Below are 22,579 nucleotides of genomic sequence, written 5' to 3'. Positions count from 1 at the left end.
GCTCGTCAGCAGTATAGGTCAGGTTTCGCAGCGGCAAGGTTGCCTCAACGCGGCTCGCTGTTCCCGGCCGCGGTTTGGCGCAGGGCCCTGCGGTTGCGCTGCACGTGGCGCAGCCCCTCGAACACCAGCACGCCCACGGCTATCCAGATTGCGCCATAGGTGAGCCATTCATTCGGTGCAATGCTCTCGCCCAGCAACAGTGCCACCAGTACCAGCAACACCGGCTCGACGTAGCCAAGCAGGCCGAACAGGGTAAAGGTCAGCAGCCGGCTGGCGAGAATGTAGGTCACCAGCGCCAGGGCGCTGAAGGCGCCGAGCAAGCCTACCAGCGGATACAGCCGAGGAAACTCGCTGAACAGCGAGGGCGCCGTTCCACCGGCCCAGGCGAACCAGCCGGCGACCGGCAGCAGCAACAGCATGTCGAACCAGAAACCGCCGAGGTTATCGGTGCCCGTCAGCCGGCGCAGCACGAAGTAGGCCGGGTAGCCCAGGGCCACCAGCAGCGTCTCCCAGGCAATGTTACCGGCCTGCAGCAATGCATGGCCGACACCCAGTACGGCGAAGACGATGGCCAGTTTCTGCAGGCGCGAGGGATGCTCGCGGAAGACCAGATACCCCGCCAGCACCATGCTCAGTGGTAGCAGGAAATACCCCAGCGATACTTCCAGCGCCCGACCATTGACCGGAGCCCACATGAATATCCACAGCTGGAGGCCAACCAGCAGGGCGCTCAGCAGTTGCACCAGAATCAGCACCGGGCGCCGCCATATCCGCCTCGCCAACTCCCGCGCCAGCGGCCAGTAACCGGCCAGCAACATGAACAGGGTGACGAAGGGAAAGGTCAGCAGCATCCGCCAGCCGAAGATCTGCTCGCCATCGAGGGGCATCAACAGGGTGGAGAAGTAATACAGCCCCCCGAATAGCACCGATGCCGACACCGACAGGATTACCCCGATAGACATGTCACCTCCCGGCATATGAGAAAAAAGTGTTGCCCCAGCCCTGCGGGCGGACACAATGCACGCCGGCAAGGCAATTGTCGATCCCTGCCTCTGCTGTCATTCTGACGCTCTTGGACAATGAGTGAGACTGTCGTGCCTGAGTCTGTTGCCGTCAAGGTGGGTATCATCGGTCTGCCGGATGCTTCCCTCTGCAAAATACTGGAAAAGCAGCTGGAGCTGGTACCGCAGCTCCAGTTGCAAGCGTGCCTGTCGGCAATCAACGGGCTCATCGTGTCGCCGGACAACCACACCAGTGATGGGATCGACGCCACTACATTGGCCTTGGCGCGGCCCGACCTGCCCATCGAAACAGCCGGCGCATTGGCCGATCCGGCGCAGCTGGTGCATTTTCTCATGCGGGTCCACGCCCATGCGGCGTGGCAGGCATTGCACGCCGCGGGGCTGTCGCGCAGCGCACTGGTGGATTTCCACTCCCGCTACAAATACCAGCTCATGGCCTGTTCGCCCCGCGCCTACCGCGCACTCGGTCGCCAGCTCGGTCAGAGCGCAGACCAGCCGCTGCAGCCCTTTGCCAATGACTATTTCCACGCACTGATGGAAGCGTTGCGCACGCCGCCAACGCCGGGGCTGCATTGCAATGTGCTGATGCACCTGAGCGGCTATTTCACCCGTCAGCTGGACGGCACCCAACGGCAGCGGTTGGCACGCAGCATCCTGGCGTATCGTCACGGAGCCGCTTCTCTGACTGAACCTCTGGGATTGCTCCGACAGCATCTGCGCGAACATCCCAACCCGTATCTGTCCCGGCAGGTCTATCTGCAGCCCTATCTCGATGACCTTTGAACAAAGAGCCCTTCACGTACGGAATCTCCCATGCAACTGATCTGGTTTCGCAATGACCTGCGGGTGCACGACAACACCGCCCTGACCGCTGCATTGGAACAAGGGCCGACTATCGCCCTGTTCCTGCTCAGCCCCGCCCAGTGGCAGGCCCATGATGACGCGCCAGCCAAGGTCGACTTTCGACTGCGCAACCTGCAGGCGCTGGCCGCCGAACTCCAGCAACTGAAGGTTCCGCTGTTGATCCGTACCGCAGACCACTGGGCGTCGGCGCCGGAGGTGCTGGCCCAGCTCTGTGGCCAATTTCGTATCAAGCAGGTGCACGTCAATGAGGAATATGGCGTCGATGAAGCCGCGCGGGATGAGGCCGTGGCCAGGCGGCTGGCCGAACAGGGGACCGGGTTTCGAGCCTGTCTTGATCAACTGCTGTTTCGCCCGGGCGCTCTGCTGACGCGCTCGGGTAGCTATTTCAAGGTCTTCAGCCAGTTCCGCAAGGCCTGCCTGCAGCAATTGCGGCTGGCGCCGCCCCGCTGTCTGCCCCGCCCACAATCCCAACCCGCCCTGACTATCGACAGCGACCCACTACCCACCAGCGTGGCCGGCTATGCTTTTGCGGACGAATCATTACGCGCCTTGTGGCCCGTAGGCGAAGCGGTAGCGCGGCAGCGCCTTGAACTGTTTGCCGAGGATCATCTGCACGATTATGCCGAGCGCCGCGACCTCCCAGCCGAGCCCGGTACCAGCCAGCTCTCGCCTTATCTGACCACCGGGGTGCTCTCGCCGCGCCAATGTCTGCATGCCGCGCTGATGTCCAATCAGGGTGAGTTCGACAGCGGCAACGTCGGCGTGACCACCTGGGTCGATGAGCTGCTGTGGCGGGAGTTCTACAAGCACATTCTGGCCGGCTACCCGCGGGTATCCCGTCATCGAGCGTTCCGTCCGCATACCGAAGCCGTGCCCTGGCGCGACGCACCGGATGAGCTGATGGCGTGGCAGCAGGGGCGCACCGGTTTTCCGTTGATCGACGCAGCCATGCGCCAACTGCTGGCTACCGGCTGGATGCACAATCGCCTGCGCATGGTGGTGGCCATGTTCCTGAGCAAGAATCTGTTGATCGACTGGCGCGAAGGCGAGCGCTATTTCATGCGGCGCCTGATCGATGGTGATCTGGCGGCGAACAATGGCGGTTGGCAATGGAGCGCCTCCACCGGAACCGACGCAGTGCCCTGGTTTCGCCTGTTCAATCCGATCACTCAATCCCAGCGCTTCGACCCACAGGGGCGCTTTATAAAGTACTGGCTACCGGAGTTACGCGAGCTGGATCGGCGTGACATTCATGACCCGTCGCCCTTCTCCCGGACGATGTGCGACTACCCTGCTCCGATCATCGATCTGGCGGACAGCCGAGCACGGGCCTTGGCGGCGTTCAGGAATCTGCCACCAGCGGGTTCTGGTCTGAATTGAGAGGTGGGGTGTGGCGCGGTACAAAGGCGAGTTGGTCTCTGTACCGCGCCAGAAGGGCACAGCTGCTTAGAAAATATTCATCGGGAAGTCGACGAAGATGCGCACTTCATTGCCATCGCTGTTGTAGTTGCTGGCATTGTTGGATACACGCAGATTGGAGCTGCGCAGGCGCACGCTCAGATCCTTGGCTGCACCATTCTGCACTACATACTTCAGCTGGTTGAAGAATTCGCGCTCGGTGCCATCACCACGGCCAGTGCCGTCGTCGATGTCGGTACCGCGGATATAAGCCACGTTGTAGCTCAGACCCGGAATACCGTATTCGGCGAAGTCCAGACCATAGCCAACCTGCCAGGAGCGCTCGTCCTTGGCGTTAAAGTCAGACCAGAAAGAGTTGGCCACCCAGATGGTGGTGCCGCCATCACCCACAGCCCCTTGATTCTGGTAGAAGCCATAGTTGTAACCGGTGTCACCGCTGCTGCGCTGATAGGCCAGAGTAAAGTCATGCGAGCCGGTGGCGTAGTTGGCGGACAGGCTCCACAGGTTGTTGCGATCACCCGCGCCATCCCACTCCTTGTCCTGCTTGGTGCGGTAGCCGCTGAAGCCCAGAGTCAGGGTATCGCCGCCGTTCAGGGGACGGATGTAGTTCAGGTTGGCGTACTGACGCTTGAGCACGTCTTCAACATCCGAGGCATAGAGAGCAGCATGGATATTGTCGTTGAACTGGTAGCTACCACCCAGCACCTCGATGGAATTCAGACCGCCGCTGTCACGACCTGCATCGCTTTTGCGATGTTGAGCATGGAAACGACCAGCATGTACGGTCAGGCCATCAATCTCGTTGGAGGTAATCATGGTACCGGTATAGGCTTCCGGCAACAGGCGGCTGTCGTCATGGCTCAGCACCGGCAATACCGGGCGCTGGTCACCATAGGCCAGCACGGTCTTGGAGAAACGCGCCTTGACCGCAGCACCGGCATGGGCCATGTCACGCTCAACATCACCATTGTTGTCGATCATGAAGAAATCGATACCGCCGGCGCCAGCACGGCCATTGCCGCTATCCAGACGCAGTCCGTACATACCAAAGGCGTCCACACCAAAACCCACAGCGCCCTGGGTAAAGCCAGAGTTGAAGGTCAATACTGCGCCCTGGCCCCATTCGACCTTATCTTGTGCGCCGTGCTTGTAGTCACGGTTCATATAAGCGTTGCGCAAGAACAGATCAAGACTGCTGTCTTCAACAAAACCATTGGAGTCCGCCTGGCTGGCAGCCAGTGCGGGAGCGGAGGTCATCAGAGCCAGTGCGATGGCGCTCAGTTTGTATTTAGTCATTTGGATGCCATAGATGCTGTTGTATTTAGTGTTGGACCCATCACCGGCCGATAACCGTTGTAACGGGATGGTCACGCATTATCCATATTCTGGAACGTTTTCCTAGCGCGACGAAAAGCCACATTCATGACCAGGTGAGGCGTTGGGGCCAACTGTCCGGTGACCCTCAGTACCCAGGCGGCAGCAGTGGTAACCAGAGCGCCAACGCTACCAGCGTGGCCAGCAGCACTGGCGGCGTGATCAACAGGCCGATTTTCATGTACTGGCCCCAGCCGATCCGGTAACCCTTGCCTGCCAGCACATGCAGCCATAACAGCGTCGCCAGGCTGCCTATCGGGGTGAATTTCGGCCCCAGATCATTGCCGATGACGTTGGCATAGATCATCAGCTCCCGGGTGGCTGCCGGTACCTGGGCCTGGTCGATGGCCAACGCACCGATCAGGGTCGACGGCATGTTGTTCATGAGCGATGCAACCAACGCCGAGAGAAAGCCGGTGCCGACGGTAGCGGTGAACTGGCCCTGTTGTGCCAGCCATTCCAGCGCCCGGGCCCCGTAGCTCGTCAGCCCGGCGTTGCCCAGGCCGTAGACCACCAGATACATGCCGATCGAAAACAGCACTATCTGCCAGGGCGCACCCCGCAAGGCGGCTGTTACCGGCACCACCGCGCCGCGCCCGAGCCGCCACCAGCGCCCAGCGATGGCCATCAGCAGCACTGCCGCGGTGCCAGTAACCAGGGAGATGGGTACTCCCAGCGGCGCGGTGATGAAGTAGGCGAGCAACAGCAGCGCCAGCAGCGGGAAGGTGGCGCGAAATACCAGCAGGTCTCTGATCGCCGAGCGGGGCGGGTCGAGTTCGGCAATCGAGTAGCGCAGCGGGATCCGCCGGCCGAAGGCGAACCAGAGCACGACCAGGGTCGCTGCCAGCGAGACCAGGTTGACCGGCACCATGACGGCGGCATAGCGGTCGAAGCCGATGTCGAAATAGTTGGCGCTGACGATATTCACCAGGTTGGAGATGACCAGCGGCAGACTGGCGGTGTCAGCCACGAAGCCGGTGGCGATGATGAACGCCAGGGCCGCCGGCGGTGAAAAATTCAGCCGCAGCAGAATGGCAACCACGATGGGGGTCAGCAGCAGCGCCGCGCCATCATTGGCAAAGAACGCCGCCATGACCGCGCCCAGCACCACGATCAGCGGAAACAGCAGATGTCCGCGACCATTGCCCCAGCGGGCCACGTGCAACGCCGCCCAGGTAAAGAAGCCCGCCTCATCCAGAATCAGCGAGATGATGATCAGCGCGACAAAGGTGAAGGTCGCGTCCCAGACGATGTCCCATACCACGCCGAGATCCGACCAGTGCACCACGCCGGCTACCAAGGCTACCAGCGCACCGGCCAGGGCGCTCCAACCAATACCCAGCCCCTTGGGCTGCCAGATCACCAGGATCAGGGTGACGACGAAGATAGCGAATGCCAGCATTGAATCGGTCTGCTCAGAGGGTGTTCTGGTTAACGCGTCGGGATACCGCTTCGGCGCTTTCGACACGCTCCGAATAGCGGTCGGTAAGGTAACTGGAGCGTCCGCGCACCAGCCAGGTGAACTTCACCAGTTCCTCACAGACATCGACGACACGCATATAGAGTGGCGACGGCTTCATGCGTCCGGCTGCATCGAATTCGGTAAACGCCTTCGGTACGGAGGACTGGTTGGGGATGGTGACCATCCGCATCCATCTGCCGAGGATCCGCAGCTGATTGACTGCATTGAAGCTCTGGCTCCCGCCAGACACTTCCATGATGGCCAGCGTCTTTCCCTGGGTGGGCCGAACACCACCCAACGCCAGGGGAATCCAGTCGATCTGCGCCTTCATGATGCCGGTCATCGCGCCATGCCGCTCCGGACTCACCCAGAGCATGCCTTCGGACCACTCCGCCAGATCGCGCAGCTCCCTGACCTTGGGATGATCCGCCTCGGCATCATCAGGCAGGGGCAGGCCAGACGGATTGAACGTGCGCACGTCACAGCCATACCAACGCAACAATCTTGCCGCTTCCTCGGAGAGCAGCCGCGAAAAGGAAACCGCGCGCAGCGAGCCATAGAGAATGAGGATTCTGGGGGGATGCCGGGGCGCATCCGGGCCGACCAGGGCGCCGACATCTATCGGCTGCAGCTGCTCCGGATCGATATTGGGCAGGTCAGCGGCGACTGACTCGCTCATTGCGCGCCTCCGGCGTAGCGAATGGTTTCACCATCTTCCTTGGTGAAGAGCGCTACCGGGTTGGCCAGCAGGTCAAGTACCCGCTCCGATGGGCGGCACAGACGCGCGCCCCGGTCGGTGACGACGATGGGACGATTGATCAGGATCGGATGCTCCATCATGGCATCGACCAGTTGGTCGTCAGTCAGGGCGGGGTCGCCAAGATTCAGCTCGTCATAAGGCGTCCCCTTGTGGCGCAGCAGCTCGCGCGGCGTGATGCCCATCATGGCGATCAGCTCGACCAGGCGTTGCCGCGACGGTGGCGTGACCAGATATTCAATCACCTCCGGCGTCTCGCCGGATGCTTCAAGCATCGCCAGCGTATTACGCGATGTCCCACAGTTGGGGTTGTGGTAGATCAACGGTTTCATGGAGTCTTTCTCTCTGCATTGATGGTGGAACAGGCGCCTGGCAGCGTCAGCGATGGCTCGCAGATCTCCGGGTGACCACCGCAGCAATCGCGCACCAGAAACCGGAGCACGTCCTGCATGTGAGCAAGATCCGCGCGATAGATGATCGAGCGGCTCTGCCGACGCGAAGAAACCCAACCCGCGCGCGCCAGCACCGCAAGATGTGCCGACATGGTGTTGTGCGGCACCGCCAGCTGGCGGGCGATTTCACCCGCCGCAAGCCCCTCTGGCTCATGGTGTACGAGCAGCCTGAATGCCTCCAGGCGTGTTTCCTGGGAGAGCGCGGCGAAACTGTCAATGGCACTTTTTATTTCCATGCGTCCAAACATATAGACATATTAAAGCCTCGTCAACGAATTGCAGCGCAGCGCGCCTCCCGCCGAGAGCCGGCACGGAAAAATCCCGTAGCAATTGCCCTTCACCACCTTCTTCCAATCGACCTGCGGTCATGTCAGTTTGAATCAGCTCATTCATACTCAGGCGATGGGAAACCTGCTCCCCTTCGTCTTCCAAAGAGGTTTCGGTTCATGTGGTACAACGGTTTGCTCGATCCCTCCGGCTGGCAGCTGCTGGCAATCATCCTGGTGCTGACGCATATCACCATCGTCAGCGTGACGGTCTACCTGCATCGCTATTCGGCGCATCGCTCGCTGGAACTGCATCCGGCGCTGAAACATTTCTTCCGCTTCTGGCTATGGCTGACGACCAGCATGAATACCCGGGAGTGGACCGCCATCCACCGCAAGCACCACGCCAAATGCGAGACGCCGGACGACCCTCATAGTCCGGTGCAGAAAGGCCTGTCGACGGTTCTGCGCAAGGGTGCCGAACTCTACATGGAGGAAGCGAAGAACGAGGACACGCTGCGTATCTACGGCAAGAACTGCCCTGACGACTGGATCGAACGCAATCTGTACGGGCGCTTTCGCAATGCCGGGATCATCAGCATGCTGGTGATCGACCTGGCACTGTTCGGCGTGCTCGGCCTGACCGTCTGGGCCGTGCAGATGATCTGGATTCCGCTGCTGGCCGCCGGGGTGGTCAATGGTCTGGGCCATGCGGTGGGCTATCGTAATTTCGAATGCAAGGATGCGGCGACCAACATTCTGCCCTGGGGCATCCTGATTGGCGGTGAGGAGCTGCATAACAATCACCATACCTATCCCAACTCGGCCAAGCTGTCGGTAAAGAAATGGGAGTTCGATATGGGCTGGCTATGGATTCGCCTCTTTAGTGCGCTGGGCCTGGCCACCGTACGGCGCACCGCGCCGATTGCCCACCGCATCGAAGGCAAGCAAACCATGGACATGGACACCGCCATGGCCATTCTCAATAACCGCTTCCAGATCATGGCGCAGTACCGCAAGCAGGTGATCAAGCCCCTGGCGCAGCAGGAGATGCAGCGGGTGGATGAGTCTGTTCGGCATCTGTTCCGCCGGGCCAAGCGCCTGCTCAGTCGCGAAACCAGCCTGCTCGAGCCCCAGCAGGAAGCGAAGATCCAGACCATTCTGGAGCAGAGCCAATCGTTACGCATCATCTATGAAAAGCGCCTGGCATTGCAGCAGATCTGGACCCGCACCAGCAGCAACGGCCATGAGATGCTGCAGGCCCTGAGCGATTGGTGCACCCAGGCCGAGGCCACGGGCATCAAGGCATTACGCGACTTCGCCGCACAATTGCGCACCTATTCACTGCAGCCGGCAGTCCCGGCCTGACCAGCATTTTCCGATCCGGGCGCCTGGCAGGGGCGCCCGTACGGATCGAACCGCTTCGCTAGCCAGCGCAGACGGGTGAACTATACTCCGGCAGTATGCCTCCGATTTCCCCGATTCCAGAGCGGGACTCGGCGACCGGATTTCGCTCGCTCAACGAAGAGGAACCCCTCCCGATGGCTACTGTCGACCGAACCTATCTGTATGCTCCCCACCCCCTGCACGCGATACTACTCGCCGGACCCATTCCCCTGTTTCTAGGCGCTCTTCTGAGCGACATAGCCTATTCGTCGAGCCACCACATACAGTGGAATAACTTCTCCTCCTGGCTGATCGCCGGCGGTCTGGTCTTTGCCGGCCTGGCTATTCTGTGCGGGATCATCGGATTGTTCCGGGCCGATGGCCGTCATCGTCACGCCCTGTTGTCATTGTTGCTGCTCGTGGTCACCTGGATTGTCGGCTTCATCAACGCGCTGATTCATGCCAAAGACGCCTGGGCGAGCATGCCGATGGGCCTGGTACTCTCGGTGGTGGTCACACTATTGGCCTGTGCCGCCGCCTGGTTCGGGCTGGCCACTGCACGTGGGGGTGACGCATGAAGTATTTCAACCTGTCCCCGGTTTTCCCGCTCTGCACCCTGGCAATTCTGCTCAGCGCCTGTGGTGGCAATGAGGGCGATCAGCAGCAGACATACGGCACGGTCGATGAGTTACCCAAAGCCCAGCGCGGCCTGCTCCCCGACATGACCATTGCCGAGCCGACCGAATGGGGCGACCAGGTTCCCACCGTGCCTGAAGGCTATACCGTCACGGCCATTGCCACCGACCTGAAGATTCCACGCCAGACACTGGTATTACCCAATGGCGACATCCTGGTGGCTGAAGGCCGCGGCGGTAACGCCCAAGCGCTGAAACCCAAGGACGTGATCGCCGGCTACATCAAGGCCCAAGGCAATACCCAGGTGGAAAGCGGTAATCGTCTGACTCTCCTGCGCGATGCCAATGGCGATGGAACCTATGAGGAGCAGACGGTATTCGCTGAAGATCTCAATGCGCCCTACGGGCTGGCGTTGGTGGATAACAATCTGTACGTCGCCAATCAGGATGCCCTGGTGCGCTTCGACTACGAGGAAGGTCAGACCCGGGCCAGCGGGCCGCCGGAAAAAATCACCGACCTGCCGTCTGCGATCAACCACCACTGGACCAAGGCCATGACTGCCAGTGAGGATGGGCGCTTCCTCTATGTGGGCATTGGTTCCAACAGCAACATCACCGAACGGGGCATGGCGGCGGAAGTGAACCGCGCCGAGGTTTGGCAGATCGATGCCGAAACGGGGATGCACAAGCCCTATGCCACCGGCCTGCGCAACCCCACGGCGTTAGCCGTGCAACCGGGTACCGGCGTGCTCTGGTCGGTGGTGAACGAGCGCGACGAGATGGGCCCGGACTTGGTGCCCGACTATCTCACCTCCGTTCAGGAAGGCGGCTTCTACGGCTGGCCCTACAGCTACTGGGGCCAGAATGTGGATCCTCGCGTAAAACCGGGGGATCCGGAGAAGGTCGCCTCGGCAATCGTGCCGGATTACGCCCTGGGTTCCCACGTGGCAGCACTGGGCCTGGATTTCTCCAGCCCGGCGATGGGCGCTGAATATGCCGACGGCGTATTTATCGGCGAGCATGGCAGCTGGAACCGCAAGAACCCGGTCGGTTACAAGGTGATCTTCGTGCCGTTCAGTAATGGTCGGCCGTCTGGCCCGCCGGTCGATTTCGTCTATGACTTCCGTACGGCCGATGGCAAGACCCGTGGCCGGCCAGTAGGCGTGACCGTTGATCCCGAGGGTGCGCTGATCGTGGCGGATGACCTGGCCAATATCATCTGGCGAGTGACGCCTGCCCAGTAACGGCAGGCTTCCGACGAACGTAGCGGCTCGCGCGCCCTAACCTATTTGCGCGGGTCGCTTTCGCGCGCGTCACGGTTTATCCTTGGCGCTCGATCATGATTGACGGTTGCAACGGATGCGTACCTTTTTTCTGGGGGCTGTCCTGCTGCTGGCCAGCCCAGCCCTGCTTGGCTCCACCATCTACAAGTACACCGACGCGAACGGCGTCGTTACCTACACCGATCAGCGTGTGCAGGGCGCCCAGGTGTTCGTGTTCCGCGACCGGATGGTCGAGGACAATGACCGTCAGGTGTATGTCACCACGCGCAAGCATGCCGGCGGCGATACGCTGGTAGTCAACAATGACCTGTACGTGCCGGTCGAAATCGAACTGTCCATCATCGCTGCCGAACATGTGCTGGGCGCACCCGACGCGCCAGTGCGCTGGGTTCTGCCGCCGCGCGGCAATATCCGTCTGCTGACCCTGGCTCCGACTGGCACCGGCACCCCGCGCTACCAGCACAAGTTGCGTTACGCGCTGGGCGACCCCCGCGCCAAACCCAGCCCGCTCGCCTACCCACTGCCCTGGCGCGGCGGCCCCTTCCGCATGACCCAGGGCCCGGGTGGACGCTACAGTCATACCGGTCCGAAAGGGCGCTACGCGGTGGACATCGCCATGCCAGTCGGCACACCCATCGTCGCCGCCCGCGGCGGACTGGTGGTCAAGACCGAGAACCAGCAAAGCGGCCGCGGCACCAACCCGGCCGGCAATTTCGTCCGGCTGCTGCATGACGACGGCACCATGGGCGTCTATCTGCACCTGAAACAGGGGTCGGTCAATGTGCGGGAAGGTCAGCGGGTGCGCGCCGGCGAGCTGCTGGCGCTGTCCGGCAATACCGGCAACAGCACCGGCCCGCATTTGCACTTCGTGGTGCAGAAGAACGTCGGTCTGAACACCGTGTCCATTCCCTTCGAATTCGCCCAGCCCGTGAACAGCATGCCCAACTTTGCGGTGGGTGGGGAGCGCTAGATTACAGGCAACAAAAAACCCGCCGAAGCGGGTTTCTTGTCAGTCAGGCGGATCTTATTTGATCTTGCCTTCCTTGTACATCACGTGCTTGCGTACAACCGGATCGAATTTCTTGATTTCGATCTTGTCGGGAGTAGTACGCTTGTTCTTGTCGGTAGTGTAGAAATGACCAGTACCGGCAGAGGAGATCAGACGAATCAATTCACGCATGGTGCTGCTCCTTAAACTTTAATGCCGCGACCGCGGATTTCAGCCAGAACGGCGTCAATACCACGCTTGTCGATGATACGCATGCCCTTGGCGGACGTGCGCAGACGGACAAAACGCTTTTCGGATTCTACCCAGAAACGATGGTACTGCAGGTTAGGCAGAAAACGACGCTTGGTTCTGTTGTTAGCGTGGGAAACATTGTTCCCAGTCACCGGGCCTTTGCCGGTCACTTGACATACTCGAGACATGGTTAACCCTCTCCAACCACTTGCCCAACCCGAACTGGTTGGAAGTCAAAATAAGAATCTGTTGTCCAGCCGGGGCAACCCATCACGCTTCACTGTAATGTATGGATTACAGGTGCAGCCCCGAGAAGAGCGGAGCTTTATACCAAAATGTGCCACCCCAGGCAATGATTTTTGATGTAACCGCCTCATAAAAGCCCGCGTTCGGCAAAGGACACCGGGTCACCATCACCCACCACCAAATGGTCAAGCACGCGGATATCCACCAGCGCCAGCGACTCCTTCAGCCGCCGGGTCAGCAGCAGGTCGGCCTGGCTCGGCTCGGCCACTCCCGACGGATGGTTGTGGGTCAGGATCAGCGCTGCGGCATTGTGTGACAAGGCGCGCTTGATCACCTCACGGGGATAGACACTGGCACTGTCCAGGGTGCCGCGAAACAGCTCCTCGAAGGCAATCACCCGATGCTGATTGTCGAGATACAGGCAGGCAAAGACCTCGTGGGGCAGCGCCATCAACTTGCTGCGCAGAAAGTTGCGCACCGCACCGGGCGAGGTCAGCGCATCGCCGCGCTTCAGGTCCTCGAACAGATGCCGCCGGGCCATTTCCATGACGGCTTGCAACTGCACGAACTTGGCCGGACCCAAACCCCGATGGCGACAAAAGTCCTGCTGCTCGGCGTGCAGCAGGGCACGCAGGCTGCCAAAGCCCTGCAGCAGATCGCGGGCCAGATCCACGGCGCTGCGCCCCGGCAGGCCCGTGCGCAGGAAGATCGCCAGCAGCTCGGCATCGGATAGGGCAGCAGCCCCTTGCAGCAACAGTTTCTCCCGGGGGCGTTCAGCCTCCGGCCAATCGGTAATGGGCATGACATGCACTCCTTGCGTTCATCAATGCACGTACTGCCCTTTTCGTGCTGGCAAAACCCCGAGTATAGGGTGGGCTCGCATCGATGGTCGAGTCGCGCAGGGGGAGCGCGTGACAGGGTCGCCATATGGTATCGTTAGCGCCATTTGCCAGGCACTCTGGAGTCGATGATGCAGCGGTTGTTGAACAAGCAGGTGGTACTGGGAATCAGCGGCGGGATCGCTGCCTATAAAAGCGCCGAGCTGGTGCGCCGGTTGAAGGACGCCGGGGCCGATGTGCGTGTGGTGATGACCCGCGCTGCCCACGAGTTCATCACGCCCCTGACCCTGCAGGCGCTGTCCGGCAACCCGGTACATGGCGACCTGCTGGACCCCGCGGCGGAAGCAGCCATGGGGCATATCGAACTGGCGCGCTGGGCGGATCTGGTGCTGATCGCGCCGGCCACCGCCGACCTGATGGCACGGCTGGCCACTGGTCGCGGCGATGATCTGCTGACTACCCTGGTATTGGCCACCGATGCCCCGATCGCCCTGGCGCCGGCCATGAACCAGGCCATGTGGCGCGACCCGGCGACCCAGGCCAACCTGCAAACGCTGTTGCAGCGCGACATCAAGGTCTACGGCCCCGCTGCCGGCGAGCAGGCCTGCGGCGATATCGGCCCCGGCCGCATGCTCGAACCCACCGAGATCGCCGCGCGCTGCGCCGAATGCTTCGAGCGCGGGCTGCTGACCGGCCGCCATGTGCTGATCAACGCCGGCCCGACCCGCGAGGCGATCGACCCGGTCCGCTACCTGTCCAATCACAGCTCCGGCAAGATGGGCTTTGCCCTGGCCGAGGCAGCCGCCGAGGCCGGTGCCCGGGTTACTCTGGTGGCCGGCCCGGTCAACCTGCCAACCCCGCCCCGGGTCGACCGGGTGGATGTGACCAGCGCCGCCGAGATGCTGGCTGCCTGCGAAGCCGCCCTGCCCGCCGATCTGTTCATTGCCTCGGCGGCGGTGGCGGATTACCGGCCCGCCAGTTGTGCTCCGGGCAAATTGAAGAAAGAAACCGACAGCGACGCCGGCCTGACCCTGACCCTGATACGCAACCCGGATATCCTGGCGACCCTCGCCGGCCATGCCCAGCGCCCCGGCTTCTGTGTCGGCTTCGCCGCCGAGACCGATGATGTGCTCGGTTATGCCAGTGACAAGCTCACCCGCAAGAACCTGGACCTGATCGTTGCCAATGATGTCAGCCAGCCGGGGATCGGCTTCAATGCCGATGACAACGCCGTCACCCTGATCGACCGCAGCCTGGCTCCACAGCCGCTGCCCCGCGCCAGCAAGCACAAGCTGGCCCGCCAGCTCATCGCTGTCATTGCCGATCGCCTGACTACTTCAGCCTGAGGAAACACCATGCACGCCCTGCAAGCCCGCATTCTCGACCCCCGCCTCGGCCAACAATGGCCGCTGCCCACCTACGCCACCACAGGCTCCGCCGGGCTGGATCTGCGGGCCATGATCGACGCGCCGCTGACGCTGGAGCCTGGCCAGACCACGCTGCTGCCCAGCGGCATGGCCATCCACATCGCCGATCCCGGGCTGGCGGCGATGATCCTGCCACGCTCGGGGCTGGGCCATAAACATGGCATTGTGCTGGGCAACCTGGTCGGATTGATCGATTCGGATTACCAGGGCGAGCTGATGGTGTCCTGCTGGAACCGCGGGCAGCAGGCTTTCACCATCGAGCCGGGCGAACGCATCGCCCAGCTGGTACTGGTCCCGGTGGTCCAGGCGCAGCTGGAGATCGTCAGCGAATTCGACGACAGCCAGCGCGGCGCAGGTGGGTTCGGACACACCGGCAGCCACTGATTTCTTTGATTTGCAGGGAGGCAATACACAAAGATGAAACTGACGAAACCATCCATGACCCGACAGCCCAGCACCGTACCGGGCACCCTGGCACCGCTGCTGGTGATGCTCGCCAGCCTGGCCGCCGCGCTGACGCTGCTGTGGCTGCTGCTGTTCGCCCCGGCGGCGGACAGCTATCGCAGCGACCTCAGTCAGGCCTATGCCATTCAGCAGCAGAGCGCGCTCAATCGCGCGCTGGCGCAGCTCGATGCGGATGTGGCCCGGGCTGCCGCCAATCCCCAGCTGCAGGCCCTTCTGCAGCAGCAGGGCAGCCTCCGTCCCGCAGGCACACTGGTTCACCAGTTGGCAACCTACCTGCACCGTCCCGGCGCTGCACGTCACATCAATGATGCGCAGGCGCCGCTGAGCTTTGCGGCGCTGGACATGATCCGCCGCGCCGAACGTGGCCTGCCGGTCCCGGCCGAAGCGCACAAGGTCGGCGAGCACTGGCGGCTGTATCTGGTTGAACCGCTGCGCACCGCGCCCACAGCGCCGATTGCCGGCACCCTGTTGGTAGTATTCGAGTTGCAGCGCCTGACTGCGGCATTGCCGCAGCTGCCCCAGGATGCCGGCAAGGTCGCGCTGATCCAGCAATTCCCGGCTGGGCCGGCACAACCGCTGTATCAGGCCGGTAGCGGCCATGGCGACGTTCTCAGCCTGGCTACTGACAATCCCGCCTGGCGCCTGGAATTCCAGGCCGGGAGCGCCATGGGCGCAGGGGCACCCAATCCGCTGGTACTGCTCGCCGCAGTGCTGCTGGCGCTGGCCGGCGCCCTGGCCAGCCTGCTGTTGCTGCAACGCAGCTGGAACCAGGCACTGGCCGCCGATGCCCAGACCCTCGAGCAACTGACCCAGGGCCACAAGGCCGCTGGCTTGCGGCTGGGCCCGCTGGAGCCTCTGGCGCAGAGCATCATGCAGCTGGTCAGCCGCGGCAGGCAGGCACCGGTAGCGCCTGCTGCCAGTCAACCGGTACGGCCAACGCCACCCGTTGCCGATTCCGCCGCCGCGCCCCTGCCGCCGCTGGAAGATGTACTGGATATCGATATTCTCGATGACCTGCCCGACGAGCCGATGGCCGGCGCGCCTTCCCTGCCGGCAGAAATCTTCCGCGCCTATGACATCCGCGGTGTAGTCGGCCGCACCCTGAGCCCCGAGTACGTCTATTGGCTGGGACGGGCGATCGGCAGCGAATCGCTGGATGCCGGCCAACCCCGGGTTGCCGTGGCCCGTGATGGTCGACTGTCCGGCCCGGAGTTGCTGGAACAACTGATCCGCGGTCTGACCGACTGTGGCTGTCAGGTAGTCGATCTGGGCATGGTGCCGACTCCGGTGCTCTACTACGCCACCCACACCACCGAGGCCACCTCGGGAGTGATGCTCACCGGCAGTCACAATCCGCCGGACTACAATGGGTTGAAGATCGTCATTGCCGGTCAGACCCTGTCTGGCGAGCGTATCAGTGCGCTGCGCCAGCGGCTGGAGCAGAACCTCCTGCATGAGGGCAATGGCGAATGCCAGCCGCTGGACATCCTGGACTCCTATACCCATCGCATCGTCGACGACGTACTGCTGGCGCGCCCACTTAAAGTGGTGGTTGATTGCGGCAATGGCGTGGGCGGAGTGATTGCCCAGAACCTGCTGGAGCAGCTTGGCTGCGAGGTGGTGGCGCTGTACTGCGAGGTCGATGGCAACTTCCCCAACCATCATCCAGACCCGGGCAAACCCGAGAACCTGCGCGACCTGCAATTGATCGTCAAACAACACAACGCCGACCTGGGGCTGGCCTTCGATGGCGATGCCGACCGCCTGGGCGTGGTCATGGCCAATGGCGAAATCATCTGCGCCGACCGGCTGCTGATGTTGTTTGCCGAGGATATAGTGACTCGCAACCCCGGTGCCGATATCGTATTTGACGTGAAATGTACCCGCCAGCTACCACAGTTGATCAGCCGCCTGGGTGGTCGCCCGGTGATGTGGAAATCCGGCCACTCACTGATCAAGGCCAAGATGCAGGAAACCCAGGCCCTGCTCGGTGGCGAGATGAGCGGCCATGTGTTCTTCCAGGAACGCTGGTACGGCTTCGATGACGGTCTGTACAGCGCCTGCCGACTGCTGGAACTGGTCTCGATGCTGACTCAGGATCGCGAGCAGATCAACGCGATGTTCGACCGCTACCCGACCGGCCTGAGCACACCAGAGCTGCATGTCGAGGTTGGCGAAAAGCGCAAGTTCGCGTTGATGAACGACCTGGAAAACACTGCCGAATGGGGCGAGCAGGCCCGCGTCACCACGATCGACGGGCTGCGCGTGGACTACCCTGATGGCTGGGGCCTGGTACGGGCGTCCAATACCACCCCGGTGCTGGTGCTGCGGTTCGAGGCCGAAGACGCCGGTGGGCTGGAGCGCATCCGCCAGCGATTCCGCGAGCAGCTGACCCGCGTCGCGCCCGACCTGACATTGAACAATCTGTAATATCCACAGCCGGGGTTGCCCCGGCGCTGACGATTCCGATCAGGAGAAGAGAACCACCATGTTGAACCGTGACGCCGCTACCCAGGTATCCATGATCCTGACCGAGGCTCTGCCCTATATCCAGCGCTTCACCGGCAAGACCATCGTCATCAAGTACGGCGGCAACGCCATGGAGAGCGAAGAGCTGCAGGCCAGCTTCGCCAAGGATATCGTGCTGATGAAGACCGTTGGCATCAATCCGGTGGTAGTGCATGGCGGTGGTCCACAGATCGGTGACCTGCTCAAGCGCCTGAACATCACCAGCGAGTTCATCGAAGGCATGCGCGTGACCGACGGCGCGACCATGGATGTGGTGGAAATGGTTCTCGGCGGCCAGGTGAACAAGAATATCGTCAACCTGATCAACCAGCATGGCGGCCAGGCGCTCGGCCTGACCGGCAAGGATGCCAACCTGATTCGCGCGCGCAAGCTCAAGGTCACCCGCCGCACCCCGGGCATGGACAAGCCGGAGATCATCGATGTGGGGCAGGTCGGTGAAGTCAGCGAGGTCAATGTGAAGCTGATCAACCGACTGATTTCCGATGACTACATTCCGGTAATCGCGCCCATCGGCGTGGGTGACGACGGCACTTCCTACAACATCAACGCCGACCTGGTCGCCGGCAAGGTGGCCGAGGCGCTGGGCGCCGAGAAGCTGATGCTGCTGACCAATATTGCCGGGCTGATGGACAAGGCAGGCAAGGTGCTCACCGGCCTGACCACCGCACAGGTCGACGAGCTGATCGCCGATGGCACCATCTACGGCGGCATGTTGCCGAAGATCCGCTGCGCACTGGATGCGGTGCAGGGCGGGGTTGGCAGCGCCATCATCGTCGATGGCCGGGTACCCAATGCGGTACTGCTGGAAGTCTTCACCGACACCGGTGTTGGCACTCTGATCACCAATCAGCAGCCGGAGTGAACCACATGCAGCAGAGCGACTTCCGGTTCAGCTGCCCGCTGCGCGTGCGCTGGGCCGAAGCCGACCCCCAGGGCATCGTGTTCAATGGTCATTATCTGACCTATGCCGATGTGGGCATTACCGAGTATTTCCGTGCTCTGCGGGAGGTGCACCCTGACACCGGTGTCAGCGGCAGCGACTTCTTTGCCGTACGGACCTTGCTGGAGTATCAGGCGCCAGCCTGCTTCGACGATGTGTTGCAGATTCATGTGCGTATCGCCCGGCTGGGCAACAGCAGCATGCAGTTCGCCATCGGTATCTACCGCGAACAGCAACTGCTGGTAACCGGGGAAATCGTCTACGTGCATGCGGATATGACAACCCGGCGGCCGCAAGCCATCCCGCAAGCGTTCCGCGAGGCCATCGCTGCCTTCGAGAAAACCAGCGTTCAGCTATAACTTGCGCTGGCAGCTTGAAGCGCTGAATCGCCTCAGTCTGCCAGCAACAACTGCAACCGCTGACGGCGATTGGCGAAGGTGTCATTGACCGTCGCGATATCCTGACGGTTGTTATTGATCAGCCGCTGCAGGCGCTGCTGCTCCGCTTCTACTTCCGCCAACTCCCGGAGAATCTGCGGGTCTACCTTGCGACCAGCCCGCTCCTGCACCGCCGCCCGGCTCAGCAAGTCTTCGCGCTGGTTGTTCAGGGTGAGAATGCCCGTTTCGGAAGTGGCAATCAGGTTCTCGATCTGCTGGACCTGGCGACTGTAGGCACGGTCGAGGTCTTCCACACTGGAATACAACCGCAGCAGGGTCTCGTCGGCGCTGCGGCGCTGCTGCTGCTCGCGCTCGGCGGCCCGCGCCGCCTCCCGTTCCTCGGGCGTGAGCGCCGCCGGCACCACCTGCTTTACCCGGCCATCGCCATCGAGCACCTCATAACCGCGACTGACATGCTGGGGCGGCACGCTGCGGTCCAGCACCGTGATGCCCTTGTCATTGACGTAGCGATACAGGTCGGCGGACTGGGCCTCGGCGGCAAGCGCAATACTGCCGAGAACCACGGCCATAGCTCGATACCCAATCCTTTTCTGCATAACTGGACCACCCTGTCCTGGCTTGGTTGACGGCCTCCGCTCAGATGCCGTACTGCTCGCGATACGCCTGCACTGCAGGCAGGTATTTGCGCAATTGCGCGTCGTCTTCAAGAAACGCAAGAATCTGGGTCAGCGACACGATGCTCACCACCGGGATGCCGAAATCACGCTCGACTTCCTGAATAGCTGACAGCTCGCCCTGGCCCCGCTCCTGGCGATCTAGCGCTACCATCACCGCGGCCGGCTCGGCGCCTGCCGCCTGGATAATCTGCATGACCTCGCGGATCGCCGTCCCGGCGGTGATGACATCATCGACGATTACCACCCGACCCTGCAGCGGCGCGCCCACCAGAGAACCACCTTCACCGTGGTCCTTGGCTTCCTTGCGATTGAAACAGTATGGCAGATCGATATCAAAGCTGTCAGCCAGGGAAACGGCCGTAGCCGCCGCCAGCGGAATACCCTTGTAGGCCGGCCCGAAGATCATGTCGAACTCCTTCGGACCATTGTGGATCAGCGCCTGGGCATAGTAGCGCCCCAACCGGGCCAGCGAACTGCCAGTATTGAACAAGCCGGCATTGAAGAAGTAAGGGCTCTGGCGTCCAGACTTGAGGGTAAATTCACCGAAGCGCAAAACATTGCGATCCAGCGCAAACCGAATAAATTCCCACTGATACTCATGCATCTATTCTATTACCCTCATCTATAACAAAATTCCTTTCAGCTCGGGTATCATACACGCACGAATTTGAGGGAGCCATGTATGCGAATAATCAGTCTTAATGTCAACGGTGTCGAGGCCGCTGCGGCCCGGGGTCTGTTTGACTGGCTGCGCACGCAGGATGCGGACGTCATCTGCCTTCAGGACATACGCGTCACCGCTCCCGAGCTGGAACAGGACCCCTATTGGCTTGAAGGCTACTGGCAATATTGCTTCGAAGCGGAAGTGCCCAGCCAGGGCGGCGTAGCCATTTATACCAAGACCGCACCCAAGGCGATCATCATGGGGCTCGGCTTCGAGCTGGCCGATCGTTACGGGCGTTATATCCAGGCGGATTTCGACAAGGTCAGCATCGGTTGCCTGCTGCTGCCGTCGGGCCGGGACGGGGATGCCAGTCTGAACCAGAAATTCAAGTTCATGAATGACTTCACCACCTACCTGACCAAGCAGCGCCGCAAGCGCCGCGAGTTCATCTATTGCGGCTCGCTGCACACCGCACATCTGAAACTGGACGTGAAGAACTGGCGCGACTGTCAGCACCAGCCTGGCTTCATGGCGCCGGAGCGGGCCTGGATGGATGAAATCTTCGGCACCCTGGGCTATGTCGATGCCCTGCGCGAAGTCACCCGCGAGTCCGATCTGTACAGCTGGTGGCCGGATAGCGAACAGGCCCAGGACCTGAATCTCGGCCTGCGCATGGACTACCAGATCCTGACCCCTGGCCTGCGCCGTTTCGTGAAGCATGCGGCAATTCCGCGCAAGGTGCGCTTCTCGGAGCATGCTCCGGTCATCATCGACTACGATTGGGTGCTGAGCATCTGATCGCTGGCGGGCGCTGTCTCGGCGCCCGTTTCCCCTGCCTGCCGTTCTTGATATTGATCAATTACTGATCATTTCGCTCGCGCTAAACTCAACCCGGCTTATTACCACTTCCCCTTATATGAATGCATCTGGCTGCCCTGTGCGGCTGTCTGCGTTTCACAGGAATTGTCGTATGTCCGAATCGTTGAAGCAGGATTGGGACCCCCGGTCCGATAGCGTTCTGCGTGACCAGCGCGCCGCCTATGACGCCATGCGCGAGCACTGCCCCGTTGCTCACAGCGACTATGCCGGCTGGAGCCTGTTTCGCCATGCCGATGTCCGCCGCGTTCTGCTCGATCATGCCAGCTTCAGCAACCAGGTATCGCGTCACGTATCCGTACCTAACGGCATGGACCCGCCGGAACATACAGCCTATCGGAAAATCATCGAGCCCTACTTCAACGCCGAGCGCATGGCTGAGTTCGAGCCCATTTGCCGGGCAATCGCCGAGGACCTGGCGACCAGCGTCCTGCACCAGGACCACATCGAGGTGATGGCTGACTACGCCCAGCCCTTCGCCCTGCGCATTCAGTGCGCCTTCATGGGCTGGCCGCTGAACCTGCAGGACCCGCTGCTCAGTTGGGCTACCCGCAATGCCCGGGCCACCCTGGCTCGTAACCGTGCGGCACTGAAAGAACTGGCGCAGGAGTTCGATACGCTGATCGCGGATCTGCTGAGGATGCGCCGCCAGGCTGACAGCGAAGCCGATGACGATGTCACCACCGCGCTGATGCGGGAACAGATTGATGACCGGCCGCTGAGCGATCAGGAAATTGCCAGCATCCTGCGCAACTGGACGGTCGGCGAAGTCGGTACCATCGCCGCCTCGGTCGGTATCCTGGCGCAGTTTCTGGCCGTGCATCCCGAGGTCCAGCAGCAACTGCGCGACAACCCCGAACTATTGTGGCAGGCCAACGATGAGATCCTGCGCCTGCACGGCCCGCTGGTCGATAACCGCCGGCGCACCGCTTGTCCGGTTGAGTTTGACGGCCAACACATCGAGGCAGAGCAAGCCATCACCATCAACTGGATCGCCGCCAACCGAGACCCTGCCGTGTTCACCCAGCCGGAACGCTTTTCCCTGGACCGCGACCCGTCGCTGAACCTGCTGTATGGCGCAGGCATACATGTGTGCCCCGGCGCGCCGCTAGCCCGCATGGAGCTGGTCATCATCATGCGCAGCCTGTTACAGCACAGCCGTGAACTCAGCCTGATCGCCGGGCAATCCGCGTTGCTGGCGACCTACCCTTCGAGCGGTTACGCCCGCCTGCCGCTGCGCCTGCGCTGACCCCACTCCTCCCGATCTAATGCCGGGCGCGACAGATTGCCGCCCGGGCAGCGCCTTCCAAGGGGCGACAGCCGCTGCGCATAGGCGTATGATGCGATTGATATTACTT

Annotated in this window: 24 protein-coding genes; 13 read left to right on the top strand and 11 right to left on the bottom strand. The window is 61.8% G+C overall.

Annotated elements, in window-relative coordinates; genetic code table 11:
• Nucleotides 1-44 precede the first annotated feature (44 nt).
• On the bottom strand, nt 45-962 hold the full coding sequence (gene rarD / locus BM267_RS08300) for an EamA family transporter RarD (RefSeq protein WP_074778816.1): 918 nt from the start codon (nt 960-962) through the stop codon (nt 45-47).
• A 132-nt stretch (nt 963-1,094) separates the two neighbouring features.
• Between rarD and BM267_RS08295 the strand changes: the two genes are divergently transcribed.
• Nucleotides 1,095-1,805, top strand: a complete 711-nt coding sequence (locus BM267_RS08295; RefSeq protein ID WP_074778818.1) for a YbgA family protein — start codon at nt 1,095-1,097, stop codon at nt 1,803-1,805.
• A 30-nt stretch (nt 1,806-1,835) separates the two neighbouring features.
• Nucleotides 1,836-3,266 carry a deoxyribodipyrimidine photo-lyase gene (gene phrB, locus BM267_RS08290; RefSeq protein WP_074778821.1) on the top strand — a complete coding sequence of 477 codons (1,431 nt, stop codon included), beginning with the start codon at nt 1,836-1,838 and terminating at the stop codon, nt 3,264-3,266.
• Between the two features lie 66 nt (nt 3,267-3,332).
• Here the strand turns inward: phrB and BM267_RS08285 are convergent, their stop codons facing one another.
• The 5 genes from BM267_RS08285 to BM267_RS08265 form a co-directional block, all read right to left on the bottom strand.
• A complete protein-coding gene (locus BM267_RS08285; RefSeq protein WP_036991891.1) occupies nt 3,333-4,601 on the bottom strand; it encodes an OprD family porin in 1,269 nt (422 codons plus the stop codon).
• Nucleotides 4,602-4,767: 166 nt separating this feature from the next.
• Nucleotides 4,768-6,081 (bottom strand): arsenic transporter, encoded by a 1,314-nt coding sequence (locus tag BM267_RS08280; RefSeq protein WP_074778823.1) that lies wholly within the window; start codon nt 6,079-6,081, stop codon nt 4,768-4,770.
• Nucleotides 6,082-6,094: 13 nt separating this feature from the next.
• A complete protein-coding gene (arsH, locus tag BM267_RS08275; RefSeq protein WP_074778825.1) occupies nt 6,095-6,820 on the bottom strand; it encodes an arsenical resistance protein ArsH in 726 nt (241 codons plus the stop codon).
• Nucleotides 6,817-7,230 (bottom strand): arsenate reductase (glutaredoxin), encoded by a 414-nt coding sequence (arsC, locus tag BM267_RS08270; RefSeq protein WP_074778828.1) that lies wholly within the window; start codon nt 7,228-7,230, stop codon nt 6,817-6,819. Before arsC ends, arsH begins: the two co-directional genes overlap by 4 nt.
• Nucleotides 7,227-7,598 (bottom strand): ArsR/SmtB family transcription factor, encoded by a 372-nt coding sequence (locus tag BM267_RS08265; protein WP_235818248.1) that lies wholly within the window; start codon nt 7,596-7,598, stop codon nt 7,227-7,229. Before BM267_RS08265 ends, arsC begins: the two co-directional genes overlap by 4 nt.
• A 198-nt stretch (nt 7,599-7,796) precedes the next feature.
• Here BM267_RS08265 and desA point away from each other — a divergent pair, with 198 nt between their 5' ends.
• The 4 genes from desA to BM267_RS08245 all read left to right on the top strand — a co-directional run bounded on the left by desA (nt 7,797) and on the right by BM267_RS08245 (nt 11,890).
• Nucleotides 7,797-8,984 carry a delta-9 fatty acid desaturase DesA gene (desA, locus tag BM267_RS08260; protein ID WP_074778830.1) on the top strand — a complete coding sequence of 396 codons (1,188 nt, stop codon included), beginning with the start codon at nt 7,797-7,799 and terminating at the stop codon, nt 8,982-8,984.
• A gap of 173 nt (nt 8,985-9,157) precedes the next feature.
• Nucleotides 9,158-9,580 (top strand): DUF2231 domain-containing protein, encoded by a 423-nt coding sequence (locus BM267_RS08255; RefSeq protein WP_074778831.1) that lies wholly within the window; start codon nt 9,158-9,160, stop codon nt 9,578-9,580.
• Nucleotides 9,577-10,881 (top strand): PQQ-dependent sugar dehydrogenase, encoded by a 1,305-nt coding sequence (locus BM267_RS08250; RefSeq protein WP_074778833.1) that lies wholly within the window; start codon nt 9,577-9,579, stop codon nt 10,879-10,881. Before BM267_RS08255 ends, BM267_RS08250 begins: the two co-directional genes overlap by 4 nt.
• A gap of 115 nt (nt 10,882-10,996) precedes the next feature.
• A complete protein-coding gene (locus BM267_RS08245) occupies nt 10,997-11,890 on the top strand; it encodes a peptidoglycan DD-metalloendopeptidase family protein (RefSeq protein WP_074778835.1) in 894 nt (297 codons plus the stop codon).
• 54 nt (nt 11,891-11,944) lie between these two features.
• Here BM267_RS08245 and rpmG read toward each other — a convergent pair whose 3' ends face one another.
• The 3 genes from rpmG to radC all read right to left on the bottom strand — a co-directional run bounded on the left by rpmG (nt 11,945) and on the right by radC (nt 13,208).
• A complete protein-coding gene (rpmG, locus tag BM267_RS08240) occupies nt 11,945-12,100 on the bottom strand; it encodes a 50S ribosomal protein L33 (protein ID WP_022960960.1) in 156 nt (51 codons plus the stop codon).
• A gap of 11 nt (nt 12,101-12,111) precedes the next feature.
• Nucleotides 12,112-12,348, bottom strand: a complete 237-nt coding sequence (rpmB, locus tag BM267_RS08235) for a 50S ribosomal protein L28 (RefSeq protein ID WP_036991876.1) — start codon at nt 12,346-12,348, stop codon at nt 12,112-12,114.
• Between the two features lie 185 nt (nt 12,349-12,533).
• A complete protein-coding gene (gene radC / locus BM267_RS08230; RefSeq protein ID WP_074778837.1) occupies nt 12,534-13,208 on the bottom strand; it encodes a RadC family protein in 675 nt (224 codons plus the stop codon).
• 168 nt (nt 13,209-13,376) lie between these two features.
• On the opposite strand from radC, the gene coaBC reads away from it, so the two are divergent.
• Genes coaBC through BM267_RS08205 form a run of 5 tightly spaced genes read left to right on the top strand, consistent with a single transcriptional unit; the run spans nt 13,377 to nt 18,965 of the window.
• Nucleotides 13,377-14,591, top strand: a complete 1,215-nt coding sequence (gene coaBC / locus BM267_RS08225) for a bifunctional phosphopantothenoylcysteine decarboxylase/phosphopantothenate--cysteine ligase CoaBC (RefSeq protein ID WP_074778839.1) — start codon at nt 13,377-13,379, stop codon at nt 14,589-14,591.
• 9 nt (nt 14,592-14,600) lie between these two features.
• Nucleotides 14,601-15,056, top strand: a complete 456-nt coding sequence (dut, locus tag BM267_RS08220; RefSeq protein ID WP_074778841.1) for a dUTP diphosphatase — start codon at nt 14,601-14,603, stop codon at nt 15,054-15,056.
• A 33-nt stretch (nt 15,057-15,089) separates the two neighbouring features.
• Entirely contained in the window at nt 15,090-17,567 is a 2,478-nt protein-coding gene (locus tag BM267_RS16975) for a hypothetical protein (protein WP_083392437.1), read from the top strand.
• Nucleotides 17,568-17,625: 58 nt separating this feature from the next.
• Nucleotides 17,626-18,528 (top strand): acetylglutamate kinase, encoded by a 903-nt coding sequence (gene argB, locus BM267_RS08210; RefSeq protein ID WP_074778845.1) that lies wholly within the window; start codon nt 17,626-17,628, stop codon nt 18,526-18,528.
• Nucleotides 18,529-18,533: 5 nt separating this feature from the next.
• Nucleotides 18,534-18,965, top strand: coding sequence for an acyl-CoA thioesterase (locus BM267_RS08205; RefSeq protein ID WP_036991869.1), 432 nt, complete (start codon nt 18,534-18,536; stop codon nt 18,963-18,965).
• A gap of 32 nt (nt 18,966-18,997) precedes the next feature.
• On the opposite strand, the gene BM267_RS08200 is transcribed toward BM267_RS08205, so the two are convergent.
• Nucleotides 18,998-19,600, bottom strand: a complete 603-nt coding sequence (locus BM267_RS08200; RefSeq protein ID WP_177217179.1) for a DUF4124 domain-containing protein — start codon at nt 19,598-19,600, stop codon at nt 18,998-19,000.
• A gap of 40 nt (nt 19,601-19,640) precedes the next feature.
• A complete protein-coding gene (gene pyrE / locus BM267_RS08195) occupies nt 19,641-20,285 on the bottom strand; it encodes an orotate phosphoribosyltransferase (protein ID WP_036991865.1) in 645 nt (214 codons plus the stop codon).
• Between the two features lie 78 nt (nt 20,286-20,363).
• Here pyrE and BM267_RS08190 point away from each other — a divergent pair, with 78 nt between their 5' ends.
• A complete protein-coding gene (locus BM267_RS08190; protein WP_036991862.1) occupies nt 20,364-21,143 on the top strand; it encodes an exodeoxyribonuclease III in 780 nt (259 codons plus the stop codon).
• Between the two features lie 172 nt (nt 21,144-21,315).
• Nucleotides 21,316-22,470 (top strand): cytochrome P450, encoded by a 1,155-nt coding sequence (locus BM267_RS08185; RefSeq protein ID WP_074778847.1) that lies wholly within the window; start codon nt 21,316-21,318, stop codon nt 22,468-22,470.
• Nucleotides 22,471-22,579 lie beyond the last annotated feature (109 nt).

Source organism: Halopseudomonas bauzanensis (genome assembly GCF_900114735.1).
GTDB lineage: Bacteria > Pseudomonadota > Gammaproteobacteria > Pseudomonadales > Pseudomonadaceae > Halopseudomonas > Halopseudomonas bauzanensis.
The sequence above is the reverse complement of the archived record's forward strand: the minus strand, read 5'-3'. Positions and strand labels throughout refer to the sequence as shown.